Source organism: Sphingomonas sp. PvP018, assembly GCF_017876865.1.
In the GTDB taxonomy this organism is placed as follows: domain Bacteria; phylum Pseudomonadota; class Alphaproteobacteria; order Sphingomonadales; family Sphingomonadaceae; genus Sphingomonas; species Sphingomonas aerolata.
On record NZ_JAGIOU010000001.1, the window covers coordinates 1177824 to 1201222 of the forward strand.

Here is a 23399-nt window from a genome sequence, read left to right on the forward strand (position 1 = left end):
CCGGTCACCGCCGCACGTCGGCGGGTGCCCCGGTGAAGTCGGCGAGATCGGTGAGCGTCGTCCGGCTGTGATCGCCCGCGGTGCCGTGCTTGAGCGCGGCGAGCGCGAGGCCGCGTCGCGCCGCCGCCTCGCACCCGTCGTCGAGGCAGGAGAGCACGCCCGCGGCGAACGCGTCGCCGGTGCCGATCCGGTCGACGATCTGCGTGACGAGGATCGTCTCGGTCTCGAACGAGTCGTCGCGGCGATCGACGCGCGCGGACAGGGCGTGCGTATCGGCATCGATCACGCGGCGTGCAGTCGAGGCGATGCAGGCGAGCGTCGGAAACCGCGCGAACGCGGCCTCGCACGCGCGACGCCGCGCGTCCGGCGTGTCGCCGGCATGGTCCTCGCCGAGCAGCAGCGAGATGTCGCGGTGACTGCCGAACAGCAGGTCCGCACCGTCGACGTGATCGACCAGCACGCCTTGCGGATCGGCGCACCAGCGCGCCCACATGCTCGCGCGGAAATTGCCGTCGAACGAGACCCTGACCCCCGCCGGCCGCGCCGCCGCGATCGCATCGAGCGACAGTTGCGCGGCACCCGGACCGATTGCGGGAATGATCCCCGACAGATGCAGCCAGTCGACGCCGTCCAGCATCGCGGGCCAGTCATAGGCGCTCGACGGGGTCGCGGCGAAACTGCTGTCGAGGCGGTCGTAGACGATCTGCGCGCCGCGCGACCCGCTCGGCGGCGACAGGAAATACAGGCCCAGCCGACCGTCCGCGCGCACCACTCGCGAGACGTCGACGCCGGCGGCACGGACCGAATCGAGCGCCGCATTGCCGATCAGGCCGTGCGGCAGCGTCGTGACGACCGCGGCGGGCACGTCGATCCGTGCGAGCGCGACCGCGACGTTCGCCTCCGCGCCGCCGAAATGCGCGTCGAGCCGGGCGTCCTGGAACAGATGCCCGCGGTCGGGCGCGGCGAGCCGCAACAGCATCTCGCCGAAACACACTATCGTACCGGTCATGCGACGGGCTCTCCGATGGCGCCGCGCAGCGCGGCCTCTGGCCCCTGCGCCTGCCACGACTGCACCGCATCGCCCAGCGCCGCGCGGTCGAAATCGGCGGGGAATATGCCGAGTTCGCCGACGAACCGCGCGACGACCTGCCGCGCGTCGCCCGCCGTGTCCGCCCAGATCGCGGCGTAGCGATCGCGCAGCGGATCGTCGGCGATCGCCGGCGCGTCGGCGGTATAGGCGATCCACGCGGCGAGGCTGAGCCGATGCTTCGGGCTGTCGAGCCCCTGCGCCTGCCGCTCCGCGACGGTCGCGATCCAGCGTTGCGGAAGCTTCTGCGATCCGTCCATCGCGATCTGATCGAGCCGGTGGTGCAGATCGGCATTGGCGAAGCGGTCGAGGATCGCGTCGATATACGCCGCGGGATCGAGCCCCGCTGCCGCGGTCAGGCTGGGCACCGCCTCCTCCTGCATCTGCGCGATCACGAACGCGCGCAGCGCCGGGTCGGCGATCGCCTCATGGACGAAGGCGTGGCCCCGTTGCAGCCCGACATAGGCGAGCGTCGAATGGCTCGCGTTCAACAGCCGCAGCTTGGCGAGTTCGAACGGCGCGACGTCGTCGACGATCTGCACCCCCGCCGCCTCCCAGCGCGGGCGCGGGCCGGCAAAGCGGTCCTCGATCACCCATTGCCGGAACGGTTCGGTGACCAGCGCGGCGGCGTCGTCGACCCCGATCGCGGTCGCAACGCCCGCGCGGTCGGCCTCGGTCGAGGCGGGCACGATCCGGTCGACCATCGTGTCGGGCGCGGTCACGTGCGCGCGCACCCAGCCGGCCAGATCCGCATCGCGGCGTTCGACGAACGCGAGCAGCAGGCGCATCAGCAGCGCGCCATTGCCCGACAGGTTGTCGCACGACACGAGCGTCAGTCCCCCTGCCCCCGCGCCGCGCCGCCGATCGAGCGCGGCCGCGAGAAAGCCGAAGATCGTCAGCGGCACGCCGCCGCTCAGATCGTGCGCGATCGCCGGATCGTCGACGAGCAGCGCACCGGTCGCCGGATGCCGGTAATAGCCCTTTTCGGTGACGGTCAGCGTCACGACCTGGGTCGCGGGGTCGGCGAGCGCGGCGATCACCGCGTCGGGATCCTCCGCGGCGACCAGCAGCGTGTCGATGACGTCGATCAGCCGGGTCGCGCTGACGCCGTTCGACCGTTCGGTCACGGTGTAGAGCCCGTCCTGCGGCGCGAGCGTATCGCGCACCTGCGCCGAGCGCAGCGACACGCCGGTGATCCGCCAGCCCGCGTCCAGCGTCGACGCATCCTGCGTATAGACCGCCTGATGCGCGCGGTGGAACGCGCCGATCCCGAGATGGACGATCCGCCCGATGGTCGCGGCCGAGGACGCGGGCTGCGTCACGTCGGCGGCGAGCGCGGAGCGCGTGGCCCTGGACAGCCTCACAGCCGGTATGCCTTGCGGACCAGATCGCTCGTCAGTTCGCGCGCGAGCTCTGCTGCCTCCCAATCCTCCAGCCGGTGCTCGGCGACGAGCCGCGCGAGATAGCCGCAGTCGATGCGACGCGCGACGTCGTGCCGCGCCGGGATCGACAGGAAGGCGCGCGTGTCGTCGTTGAAGCCGACGGTGTTGTAGAAGCCCGCGGTCTCGGTGGTCATCTCGCGGAACCGCCACATCCCCTCCGGACTGTCGTGGAACCACCAGGCGGGGCCGAGCTTCAGGCACGGATAATGCCCCGCCAGCGGCGCCAGCTCGCGTGCATAGACCGTCTCGTCGAGCGTGAAGAGGATGATCGACAGCGCGGTCGAGGTCCCGAACCGGTCGAGCAGCGGCTTGAGGGCGTGGACATAGTCGGTGCGCCCGGGAATGTCCGCGCCCTTGTCGCGGCCGTGGCTGGCGAACAGCCCGGCATTGTGGTTGCGCACCGAGCCCGGATGGATCTGCATGACCATGCCGTCCTCGATGCTCATCGCGGCCATCTCGGTCAGCATCTGCGCGCGAAAGAGCTCGGCGTCGGCGGCGGTCCAGTCATCGCCGGTGATGCGCGCGAACAGCGCCTCGCATTCGGGGGTCGACAGGTTCGCGGTCGCGGCGGTCGGATGGCCGTGGTCGGTCGCGGTGGCGCCCGCCGCGCGGAAATCGGCGCGGCGCTTGCGGTGCGCGGCGAGATAGCCCTGCCAGCCATAGACGTCCTCGCCGGTCAGTTCGCCGAAGCGGCGCAGAGCGCCGGCGAATTGCTCGTGCTCGACATCGATCACGCCGTCGGGGCGATAGGTGGTGACGACGCGGCCGTTCCAGCCGCTCTCGCGGATCCGGTGATGCGCGTCGAGGCTGTCGTGCGCGCCTTCGGTGGTGGCGAGGAAATCGATCCGGAACCGGTCGAACAGCGCGCGCGGGCGGAACGCCGCGGTCGCGAGCTTTTCGCCGATCGTGTCGAAATACAGGTCCGCGGTCGCCGGCTCGAACGCGACGTCGAACCCGAACACCTCGGCGAACACATGATCGAGCCACATCCGCGACGGCGTGCCGCGGAACAGCTCATAATGGTCGGCGAGCAGCCGCCACGCCGCGCGCGGATCGGCGCTCCGCGTGCCGTCGCGGCGCGCGATCGTCAGCGCGTCCAGATCGACGCCCTGGCTGTAGAGCATGCGGAACAAATAATGATCGGGCGCGAGCAGCAGCGACGTCGCGTCGGTCCAGTTGGCGTTGTCGGCGAACCAGGTCGGATCAGTATGGCCGTGCGGGCTGACGATCGGCAGGTCGGCGATCTCGGCATAGAGCGTGCGGGCGATCGCGCGGGTCGTCGGATCGGCGGGAAACAGCCGGTCGGGATGAAGCTCGAGAGGACGGGTCATGCAAGCGCTCCTGCCGCAAAGGCGATACCGCGTTCAAGTCCGCGCAGTTCGGCGAGCCCGCGCATCCGGCCGAGCAGCGAATAGCCCGGATTGGTCGTGCGCGTCAGGTCGTCGAGCATCTGATGACCATGGTCGGGGCGCATCGGGATGCTGCGGCCTTCGCGGACCGACAGCCGGTGGACCGCCGCCATGACCGCGGCCATGCCCGCATCGCCCTCGAGATGTTCGGCCTCGTGGAATGCGCCATCGGCCTCGCGCTGGACCGAACGCAGGTGCAGGAAGCCGATCCGCGAGCCGAGCCGGTCGACCATGCCGGGCAGATCGTTGTCGGCGCGCACGCCGAACGACCCGGTACACAGGCACAGACCGTTCGAGACGTTGGGCACGCGGGTGAACAGGTCGGTCACGTCGGCCTCCGTGCTGACGACGCGCGGCAGGCCGAAGATCGGAAAGGGCGGATCGTCGGGATGCACGACCAGCGCGATGCCGAGCTCGTCGGCCAGCGGGCACACCGCCTCGAGAAACGCGACATGGTTGTCGCGCAGCCGCGCCGCGTCGATGGCGTCGTAGCGGCCGATCGCCTCGAGGAACGCGGCCGAGGTGAAGCCCTCCTCGCTGCCCGGCAGGCCCGCGAGGATCGTCCGTTCGAGATCCGTGCGCGCCGCCGTGTCCATGCCGGCAAAGCGCGCCGCCGCCGCGTCGCGGACCGCCGGTGCATAGCTCTGCTCGGCACCCGGCCGCTGCAGCATGAACAGGTCATAGGCGGCGACCACGATCGCCTCGTACCGCAGCGCGCGCGATCCGTCGGGCAGTTCCCAGGCGAGATCGGTCCGCGTCCAGTCGAGCAGAGGCATGAAGTTATAGGTGACGACGCGGATGCCGCACGCCGCGAGATTGCGCAGGCTCTCGCGGTAAGCGTCGATCAGCCGATCCCATTCGCCCGAGCGGGTCTTGATGCCCTCGTCGACCGGCAGGCTTTCGACCACCGTCCAGTCGAGCCCGGCGTCGCGCACCATCTGCTTGCGCGCGGCGATCGCCTCGCGCGTCCAGACCTCGCCGTTCGGGACCTCGTGCAGCGCGGTCACCACCTCGGTCGCGCCGGATTGCCGGATGCTGTCCAGCCGCACCGGATCGTTCGGCCCGAACCAGCGCATCGTCTGCGTCATCAACACACTCGTCATCCTCTTAAACCCTCAACCCCGTGCGCGGCGTTGCGCGCAGCAAACTCCACAAGACGACCGCCGCGAGCAGATCGAGCGCCGCCAACGCCGCGAACAGCGGGTCATATCCCCACGCATCCGCGCTCTGCCCGATCAGCAGCGTGAACAGCATCCCGCCGACCCAGGCCGACGTCCCCGCCATCCCGGTCGCGGTGCCGACCGTCCGGCTGTCGAACATGTCGGAACACAGCGTCACCAGCGCGCCGCTCAGCATCTGGTGCGCGAAGCCGCCGATGCAGAACAGGATGATCGCGACACCGGGCGAGTGCGCAAGACCGATGCACGCCGGCCCGATCATGCACAGCGCGCCGATCGTCATCGTGATCTTGCGCGACGCGACCAGCGGCACGCCGCGCTTCATCAGCCAGCTCGGCAACACGCCCGCGGCCAGGCTGCCGAAATCGGCGGCGAGGAACGGCATCCACGCCCACAAGGCGATACTCTTCAGATCGAGCTTCCATACCGACACCAGATAGAGCGGGATGAAGAAGTTGAACGTCTGCCACGCCGGTTCGGCCAGGAATTTCGGGACCGCGATCCCCCAGAAGCTGCGGCTGCGCAACAGGTCGCCGCGCGTCGCGGGCTTGGCGGTGACGTCCTCGCCGCGGGTCTCGATGATCGCGGCGCGCTCGTCCTCGCTCAGCGCGGGATGGTCGGCGGGGCTGCGATAACCCCAATACCACAGGAACGCCCAGACGAGGCTGAGCCCGCCGGTGACGATGAACGCCGCCTGCCAGTTCCAGGCGAGGATACAGAAGGCAACGAGCGGCGGCGCGATCATGTTGCCGACGCTGGTGCCCATCTGGAACACGCTGGTCGCCAGCGACCGCTCGCGCGGGGGGAACCATTCGGACACCGTCTTGGCGCCTGCGGGGATCGCCGCCGCCTCGCTCGCGCCGAGCAGCGCGCGGAACAGCGCGAGGCTCGGCCAGCCGGTCGCCAGCGCATGCGCCATGTTGGCGAGCGCCCAGCCGACCGCGAACAGGAAGAAGCCGAGCCGTGTGCCGAGCAGGTCGAGCACGCTGCCGGCGACGGTCTGCATCACCGTGTAGCTCGCCTGGAACGCCAGCACGACCCAGCTGTAATCCTCGGTCGACATGCCGAATTCAGTCTTCAGCTGCGGTGCGGCCACCGACAGCGTCGAGCGCGCGAGATAGTTGAGGATCGTCCCCAGCGTCACCAGCGCGATCAGCCGCCAGCGCAGCGGCACGCTGCGCCAGCCGCGCCGCGGGGTGCCCGGCGCGCTCATCGCGTGATCTCGATGCCGGACACGATCGCGTCGCCCTTGATCGGCACGAATTTCAGGTCGAGCATGCCGTCGGTGACGCCCACGACGATCCGCCGCGTGACGCGCGTGAGCGGCGCGCCCGCGACCGCGGCGATGTCCAGCGCGGCGATCGCGCGCTTGCCGTTGGCGACGACGTCGAACTGTCGGGCGCCCGCCGCGAGCGCGGGTTCGACGAAGCTCAGCTCAACCGTGTAGCGCCCGTTGGCGAGCGGTACGCGGTAGCCGAACCGGCCTTCGCGGTAGGTTTCGGCGACCGCGCCTTCGGGCGTCCCTGCAACGACCTTCTTCTCGGGGCGCGGACCATAGCCCGAATAGGCGTTGATATCGCCGAAACTGCCGCCGTCGAAGAACGCGTCCGAGCCATAACGCTTGCCCGCGATCTCCGGTGCGACCAGCGCGCCGCTGTCGATCCGGACCGACCGCGCAGCCTCCGGCGCCACCCGCCATTCGATCCCGTCGTCGACCGCCCCGGTCGGGAAGACGCCGCGCGCGACGACGCGGTTCGCCCCCGCCGCCAGCGCGACGTTCGACCAGGCGCAGATCATCTGCGGACAGGCGCTCAGCGTGCCGACGACGCGGTCGTTGACGAGCAGGTCGGTGCGCGGCGCGTTGCTGTACACGCGGACGTCGGCGACCGGATAGGCGCGGTCGACATAGCGCCGCCCGGCGACGTGCACGGTCGGCGTCGCGGTCCAGTTCGCCTTGTAGAAATAATAGGCGTCCTTGCGGATCTTCCGGTCGTAGGTGACCAGCCCCTTGGTATTGATGTCGATCGCATCGCCCTCGCGCCGGACGGTCGTCGCGAAGTCGAACGAATTCCACAGCCACGTCCCCCACAGATAGGATTTTGCGGACAGCGTCGCCCAGGCGGTTTCGTGGATGTAGCTCTCATACTCCTCGGGCTGGTTGCGCCCGCGCTGGTCGACCTTGCCGCCGAGCGGATTGTCGGTGTGGATCGTCGTCGCGCCGCCCGCGCCATATTCGGTCACCGACACGGGCTGGTTCGGGCGCAGCGCGCGGAGCGAGTCGAGATGCTTGCCGAGATCGCCGGGCTGTCCGTAATACCAGCCGAAATAGCGGTTGGCCCCGCCGAGATCGGCGGCCTCCGCGGTGATCGGAATGTCCGCGGAGCCGAGCAGCCGGCCTTCGCAACAGGTCGCCAGCGCGGTCGCGCGAGACGGATCCTCGCTTTTCGCCAGCGCGTTCAGTTCGCGCAGCAGCGGCAGCGGATCGGGCGCGGGCGTATCCTTGCTGGTGGTGATGAACGCCGGCAGCGACTTGCCGAAATCGACCTCGTTCGCGATGCCCCAGTTGAACACCGACGCGTGGTTGCCATTCTGCCGGATCAGCTCGCGCAGCTGCTGGCGCGCATCGTCGCGCAGCCCGGCAGTCGCGACCGCATCGTCGCCCCAGGTCCAGCGCGACACGAGCGGGATCTCGTCCCACAGCACCATGCCGTACCGGTCCGCGAGGTCGTGGATCACCTGGCCATGCTGATAATGCGTCAGCCGGATGCTGTTCACGCCCATTTCGCGCATGATCGCGAAGTCCTGCTCGATATCCGCAGGCGCGGTCGCCCAGCCCTTGCCCTCGCGATCCTGGTGATAGCCGACGCCCTGGAGCCGCAGCGGCTTGCCGTTGAGCATGAAGCCGCGGGCCGGGTCGGCGCGCATCTCGCGGATGCCGAACGCCTGCTCGACCCGGTCGAGCACCGCGCCCGACGGCGTCGCGATCTCGACCACCAGACGGTGCAGATACGGATCGGCGACCCCGTTCCACAGATGCGGCGTCGCGACCGACAGCGTCTCCACGCTCTCCGACGTGGTGTCGGCGCGCAGGGGGATGCGGCGGGTTCCGGTCGCGACCGTCTTGCCGCCCGCGTCGATCAGCCTGACCACTGCGTTGACCGCCTGAGCCTTGGTGCCGTCGTTCCGGATCCGCACGCGGACGTCGACCTTCGCCATCGCCGCGTCGATCGACCTGGTCGTCGCAAAGATCCCGCTGCCGCCGGCATCAAGCATGTCGACATGGACCGCGTTGGTGACGATCAGGCTGACGGGACGATACAGCCCGCCATGGACGAAGAAATCGCCCGCGAGCGGCAGGATGTCGGCAGTCGAGGAGCCCTGCGCCGGTTGCGTATTGTCGACCTTGACCAGCAGCGTGTTCGCCTGCCCGGCGCGGAGCGCACGCGTGGCATCCAGCCGGAACCGCGAAAACCCGCCCTTGTGCCCGCCGATCCGCTGGCCGTTGAGCCAGACCTCGGCGGTGCGGCTCGCCGCGTCGAACTGGAGCCAGGCGCGCTGGCCCGCGACCATGGCGGGCGGGGTGAAGGTCATGCGGTACCAGCCGACGCCCTGATATTTGTCGACCGACTCGGCATTGTTCAGATGGGTCTGAGGGTCGGGCATGTAATAGCCGACACGGTTCCAGGTATGCGGCACGCTGACCCGCTCCCAGGAGCCGGCGGCCTGCGCGGCCTGCGCCGGATCGACGTCGCCGCCGCGCTGGAACTCCCAGCCCTGCGCCAGGGGGACGACCGATCGCTCGCTCTGTGCGGCAGCGGGCGCGGCCATGACGGCGATGACGGCCGCCGCGACATATCTGGTCTGCATAACCCTCTCCCTGATCTTTTTCTGGCAGCTTAATTCCTGACAATTGGCCTGACCAGTTAATTTTTGAGTTTGGCTTGGATTTTGGACGGTTTTTGGAAGGTCGGGTTGCACGGTGCCACCTCTCCAACGCGCCCGGCCCTCTGCGTGTCAGGACAATAAGGCTGTCGCGGCTTGGCATGTGATCGGGTTTTCGGCCGTCCGGTAAGGCAGGTCGGGTGCCCAACATCAGCCCGCGCGCGGACCTCTTTTTTGATTCAAATCAAGAACAGAGATCAACGTTAAGAGAAAGGTAACAGAATCGGGGTATATTTTAGTTGTATTCGAAGGACTAAGCCACCGCGGCCGTTCGTTTTATACAACGATCGACCTTCTTCTCATCAAGACCTTCGCCACCGACATTGCCGCATTCAGCGGCTCTTCCGACGCCTTGCTACTACGACTCCCGCTGCTGCGGATGGGAGGTTCGTAGCGTCCATCCGCGGTGACTTTCGAGGTATATCCAATGACGTCGATCCTTCGGGCAGCCGCGTGTGCGGCGGTGAGTATGGCTGCGCTCGTGGCAGGCGGCGGGGCCGCGCAGGCACAGGTGCCGGTCGGCGCCGGCGGCCAGCTGCAGCAGATCCCGCCCGTGCCGCTGAGCGATACGCCCGATCCCGAGCTCGGCCTGACGCGCAAGACGCCGGTCGCGATCCCGGCCGCGGGCGGACCCTCGGCCCGCGTGGATGCGATCCGCGTCACCGGCGCGACGTTGTTCCCCGAAGCGACGCTGGTCGCCGCAACGGGGTTCGCGCCGGGTGCGACGCTCGATCTCGCGGGCCTGAAGACGCTCGCGGCGCGGATCACCGACTATTATACAAGCCGCGGCTATTTCGTCGCGCAGGCCTATCTGCCCGCGCAGGACGTGCAGAGCGGGACGGTGACGATCGCGGTCGTCGAGGGTCGCCTCGGCGCGGTCGGGCTGCGCAACGAATCCCGCCTGGCCGACAGCGTCGCGAACGGCATGCTCGACGGGCTCGAGGTCGGTGATCCGGTCGCGGTCGCGCCGATCGAACGCCGGCTGCTGATGCTGTCCGACCTGCCCGGCGTGCGCGTCCGCTCGACGCTGAGCCCCGGCGCCGCAGTCGGCACGTCGGACCTGCTGGTCGACATCACCCCGGGCCGCAGCATCACGGGCAGCGTCGAGGCCGACAATGCGGGCAACCGCTACACCGGCGCCTACCGCGTCGGCGGGTCGGTCAACTGGAACAACCCGACCGGCTCGGGCGACGTGCTCGGCTTTCGCGCGCTGACGTCCTTCTCGGGGCTCGCTTACGGCCGCGCCTCCTATCAGGCGCCGATCGGCAAGGTCACACTCGGCGTCGCCTATGCCCATCTCGACTATGAGCTCGGCAAGGAATTCGACAGCCTCGACGGCAGCGGCAATGCCGAGATCGCCAGCGTCTATGCCAGCTACCCGCTGATCCGGTCGCGCGGCAGCAACCTGTACGTGACAGTGGCGGGCGATGCGAAATGGTTCGACGACCGGTTCGGGATCGTCGACACGGTCACCTATCGCCGTGCGCAGGTCGTCACGGGCGGGCTGAGCGGCGATTCGCACGACACGCTGCTCGGCGGCGGCTGGAACGCCTATTCGCTGAGCGTCTCGGTCGGCACGCTCGATATTCGCGGCGCCTATGAGCGGTCGGTCGACGCGCTGACCGCGCGCACCGATGGTCGCTACGGCAAGATGCAGTTCAGCCTGGCGCGGCTGCAGACGATCAGCGGGCCCGTCTCGGTGTTCGGCTCGGTCCGCGGGCAGGTCGCGTTCAACAATCTCGACATCTCCGAGAAGATGGAGCTGGGCGGCGCCTATGCGGTGCGCGCCTATCCCGAGGGCGAGGCCTATGGCGACCAGGGCTATGTCGCGACCGCCGAGGCGCGGCTCGCGCTGCCGCGGGTCATCCCGGGCGCGCTGCAGCTGTTCGCCTTCGTCGATGTCGGCGAGGTCGATTATGTGAAGCGACGCTATTTCGACGGATCGAACCATGCGGTGCGCAGCGCCTATGGCGCGGGCGCAACCTGGACCGCGCCGTACGACATCGTGCTGCGCGCGACCTATGCGCGCAAGCTGGGCAGCGCCGATGCGACCGCCGCCCCCGACCGGTCCGGCCGCGCCTGGTTCCAGATCGCCAAGAGCTTCTAGGTCCGCGCGCGTCAGCGACCAGCACCGACATTTCGCGGCCATCCGCCGCAACCCGAGGATACCGCCCATGACCCCGATCCCCGCATCGATCCGCCATCGCCCTACTGCCCCCTCCACCGCCCCGACGCGTCAGCGCCGCGGCGGGCTGTTCGGCACGACCGGACTCGCGCGGTTCGCGTGGCTGATCGGCATCAGCCTTGCCGGCACGGTCGCCGCGCGCCCCGCCACGGCGCAGACGCTGCCGACCGGGGGCGAGGTGGCCGCGGGCCAGGCGAGCATCGCGACGCGCGGGCCGTCGATGACGGTCACCCAGACCAGCGACCGCGCGGTGCTGAACTGGCAGTCCTTCTCGATCGGCAAGGACGCGAGCGTGACCTTCGACCAGCCGGGCACAAGCTCGGTCGCGCTCAACCGCGTGGTCGGGTCGGATCCGTCGTCAATCCTCGGCAACCTGTCGTCCAACGGCAAGGTCTTCCTGGTCAACGGCAACGGCATCGTGTTCGGCAAGACCGCCAGCGTGAACGTCGGCGGGCTGGTCGCATCGACGCTGAACATCAGCGATGCGGATTTCATGGCCGGCCAGTCGCGCTTTGCCGGGACCAGCACCGCGGGTGTCCAGAATGACGGCACGATCACCGCCAAGGGCGGCTATGTCGCGCTGCTCGGCGCGCAGGTCGGCAACAGCGGCGTAATCCGCGCCAATTTCGGCACGGTCGTGCTGGCGGCGGGCGAGGCGATCACGCTCGACGTCGCGGGCGACGGGCTGCTCAACGTCGCGGTCGACAAGGGCGCGGTGGGCGCGCTGGTGCGCAATGGCGGGCTGATCCGCGCGGATGGCGGCAAGGTCGTGATGACCGCGCAGGGTGCGGGCGACCTGCTCCACACCGCGGTCAACAATAGCGGCATCATCGAGGCGCGGACGCTGCAGAACCGCAGCGGCACGATCCTGCTGCTCGGCGACATGCAGACCGGCACCACCAATCTCAGCGGCACGCTCGACGCGAGCGCGCCGGTCGGCGGCAATGGCGGCTTCGTCGAGACGTCGGCGGCGACCGTCAACATCGCCGACGGTTCCAGAGCCTCGACGCTGGCGCGGTCGGGCATGACCGGCACCTGGCTGATCGATCCGCAGGATTATGTGATCGGCGCAGGCGGCAACATCTCGGGCTCGACGCTGTCGGCGCAGCTCGTGACGACCAGCATCACGATCAGCACGCTGCCCGCGGCGGGCGACACGACGACGGGCAATGGCGACATCTTCGTCAACGACGCGGTCGCCTGGACCGCGTCGGGCGTGCCGACGACGCTGACGTTGAACGCGTTTCGCGACGTCGTGATCAACGCGCCGATCAGCGCGACCAACGGCAACATCGTCGCGTGCTGCGGCCGCGACGTGAACGTCAACGCCGACCTGACGACGGTCAATGGCAGCATCCTGCTCAACGCCGGGCGCAACGTGAACGTCTATCATGCGATCACGACGACCGACGGCAACATCGCGTTGTGCGCGGGGCATGACGTGATGATCGACGCCGCGGTCACGCTGACGCGCGGCACGACGATCCCGGCGCAGAGCCTGGGCCTGCCGGTCGGCCTGACGCTGATCGCAGGTGCGGACGGCACCGGGCCGGGCGTCAATGGCGGCACGATCGTGTTTTCCGCGCTGTCGCCGCCGACGACGGTGACCGCGGCGCCGGTGTCGATCATCTACAACCCGGTTTCGTATACGACGCCGACAGACTTCTCGAGCGAGTTCGTGCTGACCGAGGGTGCGGCGATTTCGCAGCGGATGCTGGTCTTCCCGTCCGCGCAGAAGGTCGCGGACGGCACCAATGCGGCGGTGCTGAACGGCTTCAACGCGTCGGACACGTCGGGGCTGCCGAGCGGCGTCGCCCTGGTCGCGGGGACGGACGCGACGGCGACGTTCGACAGCGCGGACGCCGGGGCGGGGATCGGCGTCAGCTATAGCGGCTATACGCTGACCGGCGCGAATGCCGACCAATATGCGCTGGCGGGATCGTGCTGCACCGCGGGCTTCCGGACTACGGGGACGATCACGGCGGCGCCTGCGCCGGCGCCTGCGCCAGCGCCAGCACCAGCTCCGGCTCCGGCTCCTGCTCCTTCGCCAGCACCTGCTCCTGCACCCGCTCCCGCGCCTTCGCCAGCACCGGCACCGGCACCGGCTCCTTCCCCAGCTCCAGCTCCAGCTCCAGCCCCAGCCCCGGCCCCAGCGCCGGCGCCGGCGCCTGCACCGGCCCCTGCTCCCGCACCCGCTCCGGCTCCGGCTCCCGCACCAGCACCAGCACCAGCACCGGCTCCAGCGCCAGCACCAGCACCGGCGCCAGCACCAGCACCCGCACCCGCACCCGCGCCGTCGCCTGCACCCTCGCCTTCGCCAACGCCGATATTGACGCCGGCACCGACGCCGACGCCGGTGATCGTCACCGTCCTGCCGACCGCGACGCGGCCGTTCCTCGAGGTGCCACCGGCCCAGGTCCGGCGGCCGAACGTGCCGGTCGGGACGGTGGTCGATGGCGGCGTGAGCGTGCCGCCGGAGGGTCCGGGACCGTTCCCGATCCCCCCGGTCCCCGCGACGCCGGTGCCCGTGACGCCGCCGACGCAATCGTCGCTGGGGGAGCTGACGCAACCCGTGCCGCGGACGCCCGTCGTCCCGGTCTATCCGCGCAAGCAGGCGCGCCACTGATATGGCAGGCTTCGGGTCGCGAGCAGCGCGGCACGGCGTGCTGGTCGCGGTCGCCCTGGCGGCTGGGGTCGCGTCCGCCGCCAGCGCGCGGCCGGTCGCGGCCAGCACACCGGCGACGGCGCGCTTCGGAACTGCCGCGGTCTCCAGCGATGCCCGCGACACGGTCGACTGGGTGATGCAATCGCGCGACAACCAGGCCCTGCCGTTCGTCGTGATCGACAAGGTGAACGCGGTGGTCTTCGCGTTCGATGGCGCGGGTGTGCTGCGCGGCACGGCGCCCGCGCTGCTCGGGCTCGCCCGCGGCGACGACAGCGTGCCGGGTATCGGCCAGCGCAGGCTCGCGACGATCACGCCGGCCGAGCGGACCACGCCCGCCGGACGGTTCCAGGCGTCGATCGGCGCCGATTTCGAACAGGATATCCTGTGGATCGACTATGCCGCCGCGCTGTCGCTCCACCGCGTCATCGCCGGTCGGCGGGTCGACGACCGCGCCGGACGACTGGCCTCGGCGACGCCGGGCGACAACCGGATCTCCTATGGCTGCGTCAACGTGCCCGCGCGCTTCTATGACGGGGTGATCAAGCCGCTGTTCACGGGCACGGTCGGGATCGTCTATATCCTGCCCGAGACACGGCCGCTGCGCAGCGTGTTTGCGATGACGGCGGCATCCTCAGCGCCGGACGCCGTGCCTCACTGACCCCAGGGGCGCTCGCGATACCATTTGGTCAGCACATATTTGACCCCCTGCTCGACCGGCATGCCCTGATGCACCGACCCCGGATTGGGCGCGCCATAGTCGTCCATGTTGTTCCAGATCACCAGATTGCCCGCCTTGGGCGCGATGATCACGTCCGCTGTCGGAAAATTGGTCCGGCCTCCCGCCTCCGGTTCGTTCAGGAACGTCATCGCCGACCAGGTCCGCTGGCCGCCGACCGCGACCTGATCCTGCCAGTAGAGCTGGCTGGTATCGAAGAAGTCGTGATGCGGCTTGAACTCCTGCCCGACCGCATAACGCTGGCCCTGCAACGCCTCGCCGTAGCGCGGTTCCAGCCCACTCAGCGCGTCGAGCCGTGTCTCAACCGCCGCGACCGCGTCGGGCCCCGCATAAAGGTAACAGGTCTCGCTGGTCCGGTAGGCGGGACGCGGATCGTCGGCGACGACCGGCGACGGCACGCGATCGGCGTCGATCAGCGCGATCAGCGCCGCGCATATGTCGAGCGGCAGGAAATCGCGAACGATGTACAGCTCGATCCCGGGTGCCGGGATGCGAACCGCGCCGGGATAGCACAGGATCTGCTCACGGACCTGCGCCGCGGACTCCGCGCGCGCGAGCGCTTCGACCGGGCCGTCGCGTCGGTCGGCGGCGGATAAGGGCGATGCGGCGGACGGAACGGCGACCATGGGCACTCCAGACTGTCGGGCGCGTCGGTGGCGGACCGGCGGTCCGGCCTCGTGGCCAGACCATCACATAGATCAAGCCGTACACGCGCAAAAGCCGTTTCACCGGCAAATTCGGCCGCGATGCTCGATACTTGTCCGCGGGGAAGGCGAAATCCGGGTGCGACTTAATCGCGTGACGATCGTTGAGCCGCCATTCCCAAAGGAGACGAATGATGAGCAACGACACCGACGTGTCCGTCCTGAACGGCCTGATCAAGACGACCCTCGACAGCATGAAGGGCTATGAGGACGCGGCCAAGGACGCCGAGAGCACGCAGTATGCGACGATGTTCGCCGACTTCGCCCGCGATCGCGCCCAGGTCGCGACGAACCTGCAGGCGCAGGTCCGCGCACTCGGCAGCGAGCCCGAGATGGATTCGAGCATGCTCGCCGCAGCGCACCGCACCTTCATGGACCTGAAGCAGGCGCTGACCGGCAAGGACGACAAGGCGATCATCCTCGAGGTCGAGCGTGGCGAGGACCACATCAAGGCCAAGTATGAGGACGCGATGAAGGACGGCCAGCTGTCGCCCGCATCGCTCGACGCGGTCACCAAGGGCTATGCCTCGGTCCGCGAAGGCCATGACAAGATGAGCGCGCTCAAGCACAGCCTCACCTGATCCGAAGGGGCGACCGGTTTCGGCCGGTCGCCCTTTTTCCTGCGCGCTATCCTGCCGCCTTGCGCAGGATCCGCGACAGGTCCTCGACCGAATAGGGTTTGTGCAGCAGCTCGAACCCGTCGGTACCATCCTGCGCCAGCACGTTGCTGTAACCCGACGTCAGCACCACCGGCAGGCCGGGATGCGACGCACGGATCGCCTTGGCCAGATCGATGCCGTTCATGCCCGGCATCACGACATCCGAAAACACGATGTCGAAGCGCGTCGCGTCCTCGCCCAGCACCGCCAGCGCCTCCTGCGCATCCGCCGCCCAGACCGTCACATAGCCGAGCTCGGCAAGCGACTGGGTCGTAAACGTCCCGACGTCCTTGTTGTCCTCGACCACCAGCACACAGGTGCCATGGCCGTCCGCCAGCCCCTCCGGGACCGCCCCCGGCAGGTTCGCGGTGCGCTCCTCCGCGCGCGGCAGATAGAGCGTGAAGACCGTGCCGCAGCCGACTTCGCTCTCGACGATGATGTCGCCATCGGACTGTTTGGCAAAGCCGAACACCTGGCTGAGCCCGAGGCCGGTGCCCTGCCCGACCCCCTTGGTGGTGAAGAACGGCTCGAAGATCCGCTCGAGCTTTTCGGGCGGGATGCCCGACCCGGTGTCGCGCATCGAGATCGCGACGAACTGCCCCTCGACCGCCGGATGCGAGCGCACCGCGGGGATCATCGTGGCGGTCCGCAGCGCGATGTCGATCCGCCCGGCGCCGTCCATCGCATCGCGTGCGTTGACCGCCATGTTGACCAAAGCGGTGTCGAGCTGGCTCGGGTCGACATTGGTGAAGCAGGGCGTGTCGGGCACGTCGATCGCGATCGTGATGCGCGATCCGGTCAGCGTGCCGAGCATGTCGGCGATGCTGCCGAGACTCTGGCCGACATCGATCACCTCGGGCTGGAGCGCCTGCCGCCGCGCGAAGGCGAGCAACTGCCCGGTCAGCTTGGCGGCGCGATCGGCGGTGTCCGAGATCGCGTCGATATAACGCTCGCGCCGTTCGGGCGGGAGGTCGGGGCGCTTGAGCAGGTCGGTCGCGGACCGGATCACGGTGAGCAGATTGTTGAAGTCGTGCGCGACACCACCGGTCAGCTGGCCCACCGCCTCCATCTTCTGCGACTGGCGCAGCGCGTCCTCGGCGGTCTGCAACTCGCTCGTCCGCGCGATGACCTGCTGTTCGAGCGATGCGGCGAGCGCGGCGAGCGCCTGTTCGGTGCGACGGCGCTCGGTGGCGATGCGGGTCCGATCCGCGACCTCGCGCGCGAACGCGACCTCGTCCGCGCGCCAGTGCCGCGCCCAGCCGCTGGCGAGATACAGCATCGCCACGATCCGGCCGTTTTCGGTGATCGGCATGTTGATGATCGCGCGGGCCTGCAACGCCTCGAGCGCGGCGCTCGTCGCGTAGGTCCGCGGATCGGTGCGCGCATCGGTTACGCAGACTTCCTCGCCGCGCTTGAGGTCGTCGATATAGGTGCCGAAGTCGCGGAGCCTGAACGTGCCCGAAAGCTGGTCGACCCCCGGCGCGGTCCAGTCGCTGTGCACCGTCACGGTCTCGGCGTCCGGATCGATCTCGCCATAGCCGGTCCGGCTGAGGTCGATCGTCCGGCCGATGATCTGGACGGCCTGGTAGGAGATGTCGTCGGGACAGTCGGTGTCGCGGAACATGTCACCCAGCTCGACCAGCGCCGCGCGCATCATCTCGCCGCGGCGCTGGTCGGTGATGTCGGTCGACACGCCAGCGATCCGCAGCGCCTCGCCGGTGGCGGAATAGAAAGGCTGTCCGCGCGATCCGATCCACCGCAATTCCCCGTCCTGGCGGTAGATGCGGTAGACGACCTCGTAATCCGTCCCCTCCTCGACGCAGCGCCGGACCTCGGCGACGCTCAGCGCGCGATCGTCGGGATGGATCGCGGCCAGCCGGTCGTCATAGGAAAACGGCGCGTCCGTCGGACGACCGAAAATCTCCTTGCAGGTATCCGATGCGGTCAGCCGCTTCGTCGCGATCTCGAGGCTCCAGGTCCCGAACCGCGCCGCCTTGAGCGTGAAGGCGAGCTCGCGCTCATGCTCCTGCTGCTGTCGCAACCGGTCGGTCAGTTCCGCCATCAGCGAGGCGTTGCTGCTCTCGAGTCCCTTCAGCCGCTCACGCTCGAGCGTCACGTCGACCTGGCTGGCGAAGAAATAGGCGAGCACGCCGTGCGTGTCGAAGACCGGCGCCATCAGCAGCCGGTTCCAGAACGTCTCACCGTCCCTGCGGTGGTTCTGGATCTCGATCTCGATCGATTCGACCCGGCGAACCGCGTCGCGGATCCGGTCGATCGTCGCGGGATCGGTTTCCGGCCCCTGGAGGAACCGGCAGTTGCGCCCGAGTATGTCCTCGCGCGGATAGCCGGTGAGCCGGCAGAACGCGTCGTTGGTGAACACGATCGGATTGTCCGGCAGGCGCGGATCGGTGATGATCATCGGCATCCGCGTCGCCCGCACCGCCGCGACGAACGGGTCGGTGCCGAGGTCCTGCCCGATCAGCTCGGCGGCGATTCGCTCGGCGTCGGCCGTCAACGGACGAGCGCCGGGGTCGGCGCGGTCGGGTGTATCGTTCAAGACCGTCTACTCGCCCTTTGCACTAAGTCGCTGATATCTAGGCTACGCGCAAAGACACCGCAACGCCGGGCTGGCGTGACGAATAATCGAGATCAATATGCGACGAAGGGCGGCCGCGTGGTGCGGCCGCCCCTCCCCTCATCAGCGCACCGAACCGCGGCGCACCATGTTGACGATCGCGAGCAGGATCACCGCACCGACCAGCGAGATCAGGATCGACTGGATGTTCAGCGCGCCGTCCATGATCGAGGCGCCACCGATGAGCGGCGTGATCAGGAAGCCTGCGAGCAACGCGCCGACGATGCCGACGACGATGTTGAGGAAAACGCCCTGCTGTGCGTCGGTCCGCATGATCATGCTGGCGACCCAGCCGATGAGTCCGCCGACGACGAGAAGGATGATGAGGTTCATGATGAGGCTCCTGTTGATACTGGTACAGGCTGCTCAACGGACCGGGTGCGGCTTACGTTCAGTTCGGCCGCGCATAGTGCTTTGCGACATTGGTGCAGGGGCACCAGTCCGGTTGGTAGGTCGGGGTTGGCCGTGACGGAACCGGTCGTGCGCTCCAGCGCTGAGGAGGCATGACCAGCACCCCCGGCAAGCCGCTGCACGCGCCCACCTTGCATCATCTCGAACAGCTCATGGCCGGATTGCTCGAAGGGGTGATCCTGATCGACCCGACCGGCGTGATCCTGAGCGCCAACCCCGCCGCGCTCAAGATGCACGGCGTCCGCGGCGTCGGCGAGCTGGGTGCGACCGCGGACGATTATGCCGCGCGGTTCGCCCTGCGCTACCGCGACGGGCGCAAGGTACCGCGGCGCGAATATCCGCTGCTCCGGCTGCTCGCGGGCGAGAGCTTCCCCGACCTGATCGTCGAAGTCACGCCGCGCGACGCGGACGAACCATGCTGGGTCCATCAGGTCCGTGACATCGTCATGGACGAGGATGGCGGCGAGCCCGACTGCCTCGCGCTGGTGATCAGCGACGTGTCCGAGCGGTTCGACGCGGAGGACCGGTTCGAGGCGATGTTCCATGCCAATCCCGCCCCCGCGCTGATCATCCGCATCGCCGACCAGCGTTTCGTCCTGGTCAATCAGGGGTTTCTCGACCTGTCGGGTTATGACCGCGACGCGATCATCGGCAAGACGCTGTTCGATTTCGACTTTCTCGCCGATGTCGAGCGCAAGGCGTTCGTCAAGGCGTGCGTCGCGCGCGGCGAGGTCGTGCCACAGCTCGAGGCCGAGCTGCCGCTCGCCGGCGGCGACACCACGCTGGTCATCCTGGCGGGGCAGCCGATCGAGGTCGGCAACCGCGACTGCCTGTTGTTCACCTTCGCCGACCTCGAACCGCGTCGGCGCGCGGAACATGCGCTGAAGGCGAGCGAGCGGCATTTCGCCGCGGTCTTCGAGATGGCGCCGGTGGCGATGGTCGTGACCCAGACCGACGACAATCGCATCCTGCAGGTGAACGCGGCGTTCAAGACGCTGACCGGCTATGACGATCGTGCGGTGATCGGCCGGGTCGCCGACGACCTGCAATTGTGGAACGATGCGGGCCAGCGCGAACAGCTGGAAACCGAGATCCGCGCGCAGGGCGGGTTCCGCGGACAGGACGTCCGCCTGCTCCACAAGAATGGCGAGGCGCTCGACTGTCTCGCCTCCGCCGAAAACATGCGGATCGACGGCGATGCCTGCGTACTCTGGCTCTATCAGGATATTACCGCGCGGCGGCGCGGCGAGCTCGAGCTGGTCGAGGCGATCGAGGCGGTGATGAAGGACGCCAACTGGCTCGGCCGGTCGATCATGGACAAGCTGGCGACGCTGCGGAACCCGCGCCCCGGCGCCGCCTCGGACGCGCCGCTGCTCGATCTCAGCAAGCGCGAGCGCGAGGTGCTCGAGCTGATCTGCCAGGATCTCGACGATGCCGCGATCGCCGAGCGGCTCGAACTGTCACGCAACACCGTGCGCAACCATGTCGCGCGGCTTTATGCCAAGATCGGCGTCAACCGGCGCAGTGCCGCAGTGGTCTGGGCGCATGAACGCGGGGTCGGCGCCTGAGACGGCGCGCGCCGCCCCGAAGGGCGGCGCGGCCGGTGGTCAGGCGGACTGCGGAATGATGCTGATCATCGCGTCTTCGCTCAGCTCCTTGGCGGGCTTGAGCTTGAGCGCCTGATCCGCGGTCACGTGCCGCGTGCGCGTCGCGGGCTCGAGCGTCACGGTCTCCCCCGTCTCGAGCGAACGCTCGACCGCCGCCAGCACGCGCATGTCGAACAGGCCCTCCTGCCCGTCGGCTTCGGGATGACGGTCGTTCAGGATGCAGTCGGAGAAATACTGCGTCTCGTTGCCGAACTGCTCGACCGGATCGAAGGCGTGCGTCTTCTCCTTGCCGTCCGCGGTGCGCTCGACATAGGTGATGCTCGTCGTCGGGCCGAACATGAAGGCGGGCGCGGCGTGGATGCTCGCCTTGGTGCCGACCAGCTCGAACCCCTCGGACGAGGCGGTCGCATAGCTGACGGTGAACTGCGCGATGCGGTCGTCGGCGAACTTCAGCGTCACCGCGACGGTGTCGTGGAAGTTGAAGCCGCGACCCGGCGTCTTCGTCCCGACCGCATGGACCGCGATCGGCTCCTGCCCGAACAGGTTGCGCACCGCGTTCAGAGGATAGGTGCCCATGTCGGGGACGGGCCCGCCCCAATAGCCGTTATGCCCGCGCGAATTCTCCTCGCGGACATTCTGCATGAAGGTCGACGAGAAGGCGCGCAGGTCGCCAAATTCGCCCGCCCGCGCACGCGTGATCATCTCGACCGTGCCGGGTTCGTTATGCAGCCGATAGGCGATCATCAGCTTGGCGCCGCCCTTCTTCTCGGCGGCGATGATCTGCTCGGCCTCGGCGACGCTCGACGCCATCGGCTTTTCGAGCAGGACATGGATGCCCGCCTCGAGCGCGGGGACGGCATATTGCATGTGCAGGAAATTGGGCGTCGCGATATAGACCGCGTCGATCTCGCCCGAGGCCAGCAGTTCGCCATATTGCGCATAGGAATAGGCCTTAAGCTTGTAGAGCTTGGCCAGCTTGTCCGCCTTGACCGGGTCGCCGGTGACCAGTGCGGTCATTTCCGAATTATTGGTCCGCGCGATCCCCGGCATGAACGCCTGCTGCGAAATCTGCCCGCCGCCGACGACGGCGTAGCGCACCTTCTTGGTAAGTCCGAACATGACAGTCTCCGTGGTTCAGGAAGGATAGAATGAGGCTGGCAACTCCGCGCGACGGGGTTTTGTTGCACTGCACCCTGCGCGACGGAGCCGGCGCGGAAGGTCGTTACGGACACGCACGGATTATCTGCCGACGGTCTTGGGCGAACCGCCAGCGCGCGCGTTATCCTGTCGGCCATTTGCGGTCAGAGGACTGATAGTGCTGAAGTTTCTAGTGGCCGAAAGCGAAACACCCGAACAGCGCGACGCCCGCCGCGAGCATGCGGGAAAGAGCTCGGGCGAGACCTATGCGGCGACGCTCGAACAGCTCAGGCCCGATGCGCAGATCACGATCGTCGCACCCGCGGACGACGACGCGCGCGTGCTCGCGGTGGCCGAGATCGGCGATTTCGACGCGGTGTTCGTCACCGGCTCGCCGCTCCACGTCTATGACGACTCGCCCGAGGTGCAGCGCCAGCTCGCCTTCATGCGTGCGGTGTTCGCCTCGGGGACGCCGTCGTTCGGCTCGTGCGCGGGGCTGCAGCTCGCGGTTGCCGCAGCAGGGGGCACCGTCCGCAAGATGCCACGGACGATGGAGGCCGGGATCGCGCGCCGGATCACGCGCACGCAGGCGGGTCGCGATCACCCGCTGCTCGCCGGCCGCACCGACAGCTGGGATGCGCCCGCAATCCACGGCGACGAGGTCGAGCGACTGCCCGACGATGCGACATTGCTCGCGAGCAACGCGGTCACCGCGATCCAGGCGGCCGAGATCCGGCATGACGGCGGGATTTTCTGGGGCGTGCAATATCACCCCGAACTGGCCCCGCGCGAGATCGCGATCGCGCTCCGCCGCCAGGCCGGCAGCCTGATCGAGGCGGGGCTCGCCGAGCGCGAGGACGATGTCGAACAGCGCGCGGCGCAGCTCGATGCGCTGCACGACGATCCCGACCGCCGGTCGCTGCTCTGGCTGCTCGGCGTCGGCGAGGATTTCGCGCAGGAGGCGGGTCGGCGGCTCGAACTCACCAATTTCCTGACGCATCTGGTCGAGCGGGGCGACTGACCCCTGCCCTTGCATTCTCACGCCGCGCCCACATCTGCCGTAGCGTAAGCAGCGCGATCTCCGGGGGGATCGTGCGCCGAACGGGGAATGGGGCGGATGTACGATCAACTGGCCGAGAGCGTCATGCTCGAAAGCGACAATGGCGACGTGCGGGCGATCCTCGAAAAGGTCGCGGCGCTGACCGGCATGGGGTTCGTCGCGGTCGCGCGCGTCACCGACACGCGCTGGATCGCCTGCCAGGTGCTCGACCAGATCGATTTCGGCATGTCGCCGGGCGACGAGCTGCGGATCTCGACGACGATCTGCGACGACATCCGCCAGTCGGGCAAGGCCGTCGTCATCGACGACGTCTCGACCAACGACCGCTGGCTGACGCATCCCGCGCCGTCGCTCTATGGGTTCAAAAGCTATGTCTCCTTCCCGATCACGCTCGCCGACGGATCGTTCTACGGCACGCTGTGCGCGATCGATCCGCGCCCGCGCCAGTTGAGCGGGCGCGAGACCGCCGCGGCGCTAGCGGGGTTCGCGGCGGAAGTCGGCGCGGTGCTGTCGCGGAACGTGCCCGCGGGCTGAGCTTGCCG

General features: G+C 68.5%; 17 protein-coding genes. 7 read left to right on the forward strand and 10 right to left on the reverse strand.

Annotation, left to right across the window (positions count from 1 at the left end):
* Positions 1-4: 4 nt before the first annotated feature.
* The 6 genes from J3A66_RS04860 to J3A66_RS04885 are packed head-to-tail and all read right to left on the reverse strand — an operon-like array spanning position 5 to position 8983.
* Positions 5-1009 carry a sugar kinase gene (locus J3A66_RS04860; RefSeq protein ID WP_209567548.1) on the reverse strand — a complete coding sequence of 335 codons (1005 nt, stop codon included), beginning with the start codon at positions 1007-1009 and terminating at the stop codon, positions 5-7.
* Positions 1006-2451 carry a mannitol dehydrogenase family protein gene (locus J3A66_RS04865; protein ID WP_348633991.1) on the reverse strand — a complete coding sequence of 482 codons (1446 nt, stop codon included), beginning with the start codon at positions 2449-2451 and terminating at the stop codon, positions 1006-1008. The genes J3A66_RS04860 and J3A66_RS04865 overlap by 4 nt, the downstream gene beginning before the upstream one ends.
* Positions 2448-3860: a glucuronate isomerase gene (gene uxaC, locus J3A66_RS04870; RefSeq protein ID WP_209567550.1), complete on the reverse strand. Its 1413-nt coding sequence runs from the start codon at positions 3858-3860 to the stop codon at positions 2448-2450. The genes J3A66_RS04865 and uxaC overlap by 4 nt, the downstream gene beginning before the upstream one ends.
* Positions 3857-5026, reverse strand: a complete 1170-nt coding sequence (gene uxuA / locus J3A66_RS04875; RefSeq protein ID WP_245336701.1) for a mannonate dehydratase — start codon at positions 5024-5026, stop codon at positions 3857-3859. Before uxuA ends, uxaC begins: the two co-directional genes overlap by 4 nt.
* A gap of 19 nt (positions 5027-5045) precedes the next feature.
* Complete coding sequence (locus J3A66_RS04880; protein WP_192070080.1) at positions 5046-6329, reverse strand: MFS transporter; 1284 nt, start codon at positions 6327-6329, stop codon at positions 5046-5048.
* Positions 6326-8983, reverse strand: a complete 2658-nt coding sequence (locus tag J3A66_RS04885; RefSeq protein WP_209567552.1) for a glycoside hydrolase family 2 TIM barrel-domain containing protein — start codon at positions 8981-8983, stop codon at positions 6326-6328. The genes J3A66_RS04880 and J3A66_RS04885 overlap by 4 nt, the downstream gene beginning before the upstream one ends.
* A gap of 544 nt (positions 8984-9527) precedes the next feature.
* On the opposite strand from J3A66_RS04885, the gene J3A66_RS04890 reads away from it, so the two are divergent.
* From J3A66_RS04890 to J3A66_RS04900, 3 genes are all read left to right on the forward strand, one after another.
* Positions 9528-11165 carry a ShlB/FhaC/HecB family hemolysin secretion/activation protein gene (locus J3A66_RS04890; protein ID WP_245336702.1) on the forward strand — a complete coding sequence of 546 codons (1638 nt, stop codon included), beginning with the start codon at positions 9528-9530 and terminating at the stop codon, positions 11163-11165.
* 67 nt (positions 11166-11232) lie between these two features.
* The gene (locus J3A66_RS04895; RefSeq protein ID WP_209567555.1) at positions 11233-13869 is read left to right on the forward strand and encodes a filamentous hemagglutinin N-terminal domain-containing protein; all 2637 of its coding nucleotides are present in this window, start codon (positions 11233-11235) and stop codon (positions 13867-13869) included.
* Between the two features lies 1 nt (position 13870).
* Positions 13871-14566 (forward strand): L,D-transpeptidase, encoded by a 696-nt coding sequence (locus J3A66_RS04900; protein ID WP_209567557.1) that lies wholly within the window; start codon positions 13871-13873, stop codon positions 14564-14566.
* Here the strand turns inward: J3A66_RS04900 and J3A66_RS04905 are convergent.
* The gene (locus tag J3A66_RS04905; protein ID WP_209567559.1) at positions 14560-15270 is read right to left on the reverse strand and encodes a 2OG-Fe(II) oxygenase; all 711 of its coding nucleotides are present in this window, start codon (positions 15268-15270) and stop codon (positions 14560-14562) included. The two genes, J3A66_RS04900 and J3A66_RS04905, sit on opposite strands and share 7 nt — an antisense overlap.
* Positions 15271-15482: 212 nt before the next feature.
* On the opposite strand from J3A66_RS04905, the gene J3A66_RS04910 reads away from it, so the two are divergent.
* Positions 15483-15929: a PA2169 family four-helix-bundle protein gene (locus tag J3A66_RS04910; RefSeq protein ID WP_234387285.1), complete on the forward strand. Its 447-nt coding sequence runs from the start codon at positions 15483-15485 to the stop codon at positions 15927-15929.
* Positions 15930-15975: 46 nt separating this feature from the next.
* On the opposite strand, the gene J3A66_RS04915 is transcribed toward J3A66_RS04910, so the two are convergent.
* Positions 15976-18564 (reverse strand): PAS domain-containing protein, encoded by a 2589-nt coding sequence (locus J3A66_RS04915; protein WP_245336703.1) that lies wholly within the window; start codon positions 18562-18564, stop codon positions 15976-15978.
* 141 nt (positions 18565-18705) lie between these two features.
* On the reverse strand, positions 18706-18975 hold the full coding sequence (locus J3A66_RS04920; RefSeq protein WP_031393553.1) for a GlsB/YeaQ/YmgE family stress response membrane protein: 270 nt from the start codon (positions 18973-18975) through the stop codon (positions 18706-18708).
* A gap of 170 nt (positions 18976-19145) precedes the next feature.
* Between J3A66_RS04920 and J3A66_RS04925 the strand changes: the two genes are divergently transcribed.
* Complete coding sequence (locus J3A66_RS04925) at positions 19146-20621, forward strand: helix-turn-helix transcriptional regulator (RefSeq protein WP_056680612.1); 1476 nt, start codon at positions 19146-19148, stop codon at positions 20619-20621.
* 39 nt (positions 20622-20660) lie between these two features.
* Here the strand turns inward: J3A66_RS04925 and J3A66_RS04930 are convergent, their stop codons facing one another.
* A complete protein-coding gene (locus tag J3A66_RS04930) occupies positions 20661-21779 on the reverse strand; it encodes a Gfo/Idh/MocA family oxidoreductase (protein WP_209567560.1) in 1119 nt (372 codons plus the stop codon).
* 196 nt (positions 21780-21975) lie between these two features.
* On the opposite strand from J3A66_RS04930, the gene J3A66_RS04935 reads away from it, so the two are divergent.
* Positions 21976-22818 (forward strand): type 1 glutamine amidotransferase, encoded by an 843-nt coding sequence (locus J3A66_RS04935; protein WP_209567562.1) that lies wholly within the window; start codon positions 21976-21978, stop codon positions 22816-22818.
* Between the two features lie 96 nt (positions 22819-22914).
* Positions 22915-23391, forward strand: a complete 477-nt coding sequence (locus J3A66_RS04940; RefSeq protein WP_107045184.1) for a GAF domain-containing protein — start codon at positions 22915-22917, stop codon at positions 23389-23391.
* The last annotated feature ends 8 nt before the right edge of the window (positions 23392-23399 follow it).

Bases quoted from the DNA above. Each gene is read 5' to 3' on its own strand.
- J3A66_RS04860 (WP_209567548.1), bottom strand. From the start codon at position 1,009: ATGACCGGTACGATAGTGTGTTTCGGCGAGATGCTGTTGCGGCTCGCC.
- uxaC (WP_209567550.1), bottom strand. From the start codon at position 3,860: ATGACCCGTCCTCTCGAGCTTCATCCCGACCGGCTGTTTCCCGCCGAT.
- uxuA (WP_245336701.1), bottom strand. From the start codon at position 5,026: ATGACGCAGACGATGCGCTGGTTCGGGCCGAACGATCCGGTGCGGCTG.
- J3A66_RS04880 (WP_192070080.1), bottom strand. From the start codon at position 6,329: ATGAGCGCGCCGGGCACCCCGCGGCGCGGCTGGCGCAGCGTGCCGCTG.
- J3A66_RS04885 (WP_209567552.1), bottom strand. From the start codon at position 8,983: ATGCAGACCAGATATGTCGCGGCGGCCGTCATCGCCGTCATGGCCGCG.
- J3A66_RS04890 (WP_245336702.1), top strand. From the start codon at position 9,528: ATGGCTGCGCTCGTGGCAGGCGGCGGGGCCGCGCAGGCACAGGTGCCG.
- J3A66_RS04895 (WP_209567555.1), top strand. From the start codon at position 11,233: ATGACCCCGATCCCCGCATCGATCCGCCATCGCCCTACTGCCCCCTCC.
- J3A66_RS04900 (WP_209567557.1), top strand. From the start codon at position 13,871: ATGGCAGGCTTCGGGTCGCGAGCAGCGCGGCACGGCGTGCTGGTCGCG.
- J3A66_RS04905 (WP_209567559.1), bottom strand. From the start codon at position 15,270: ATGGTCGCCGTTCCGTCCGCCGCATCGCCCTTATCCGCCGCCGACCGA.
- J3A66_RS04910 (WP_234387285.1), top strand. From the start codon at position 15,483: ATGAGCAACGACACCGACGTGTCCGTCCTGAACGGCCTGATCAAGACG.
- J3A66_RS04920 (WP_031393553.1), bottom strand. From the start codon at position 18,975: ATGAACCTCATCATCCTTCTCGTCGTCGGCGGACTCATCGGCTGGGTC.
- J3A66_RS04925 (WP_056680612.1), top strand. From the start codon at position 19,146: ATGACCAGCACCCCCGGCAAGCCGCTGCACGCGCCCACCTTGCATCAT.
- J3A66_RS04930 (WP_209567560.1), bottom strand. From the start codon at position 21,779: ATGTTCGGACTTACCAAGAAGGTGCGCTACGCCGTCGTCGGCGGCGGG.
- J3A66_RS04940 (WP_107045184.1), top strand. From the start codon at position 22,915: ATGTACGATCAACTGGCCGAGAGCGTCATGCTCGAAAGCGACAATGGC.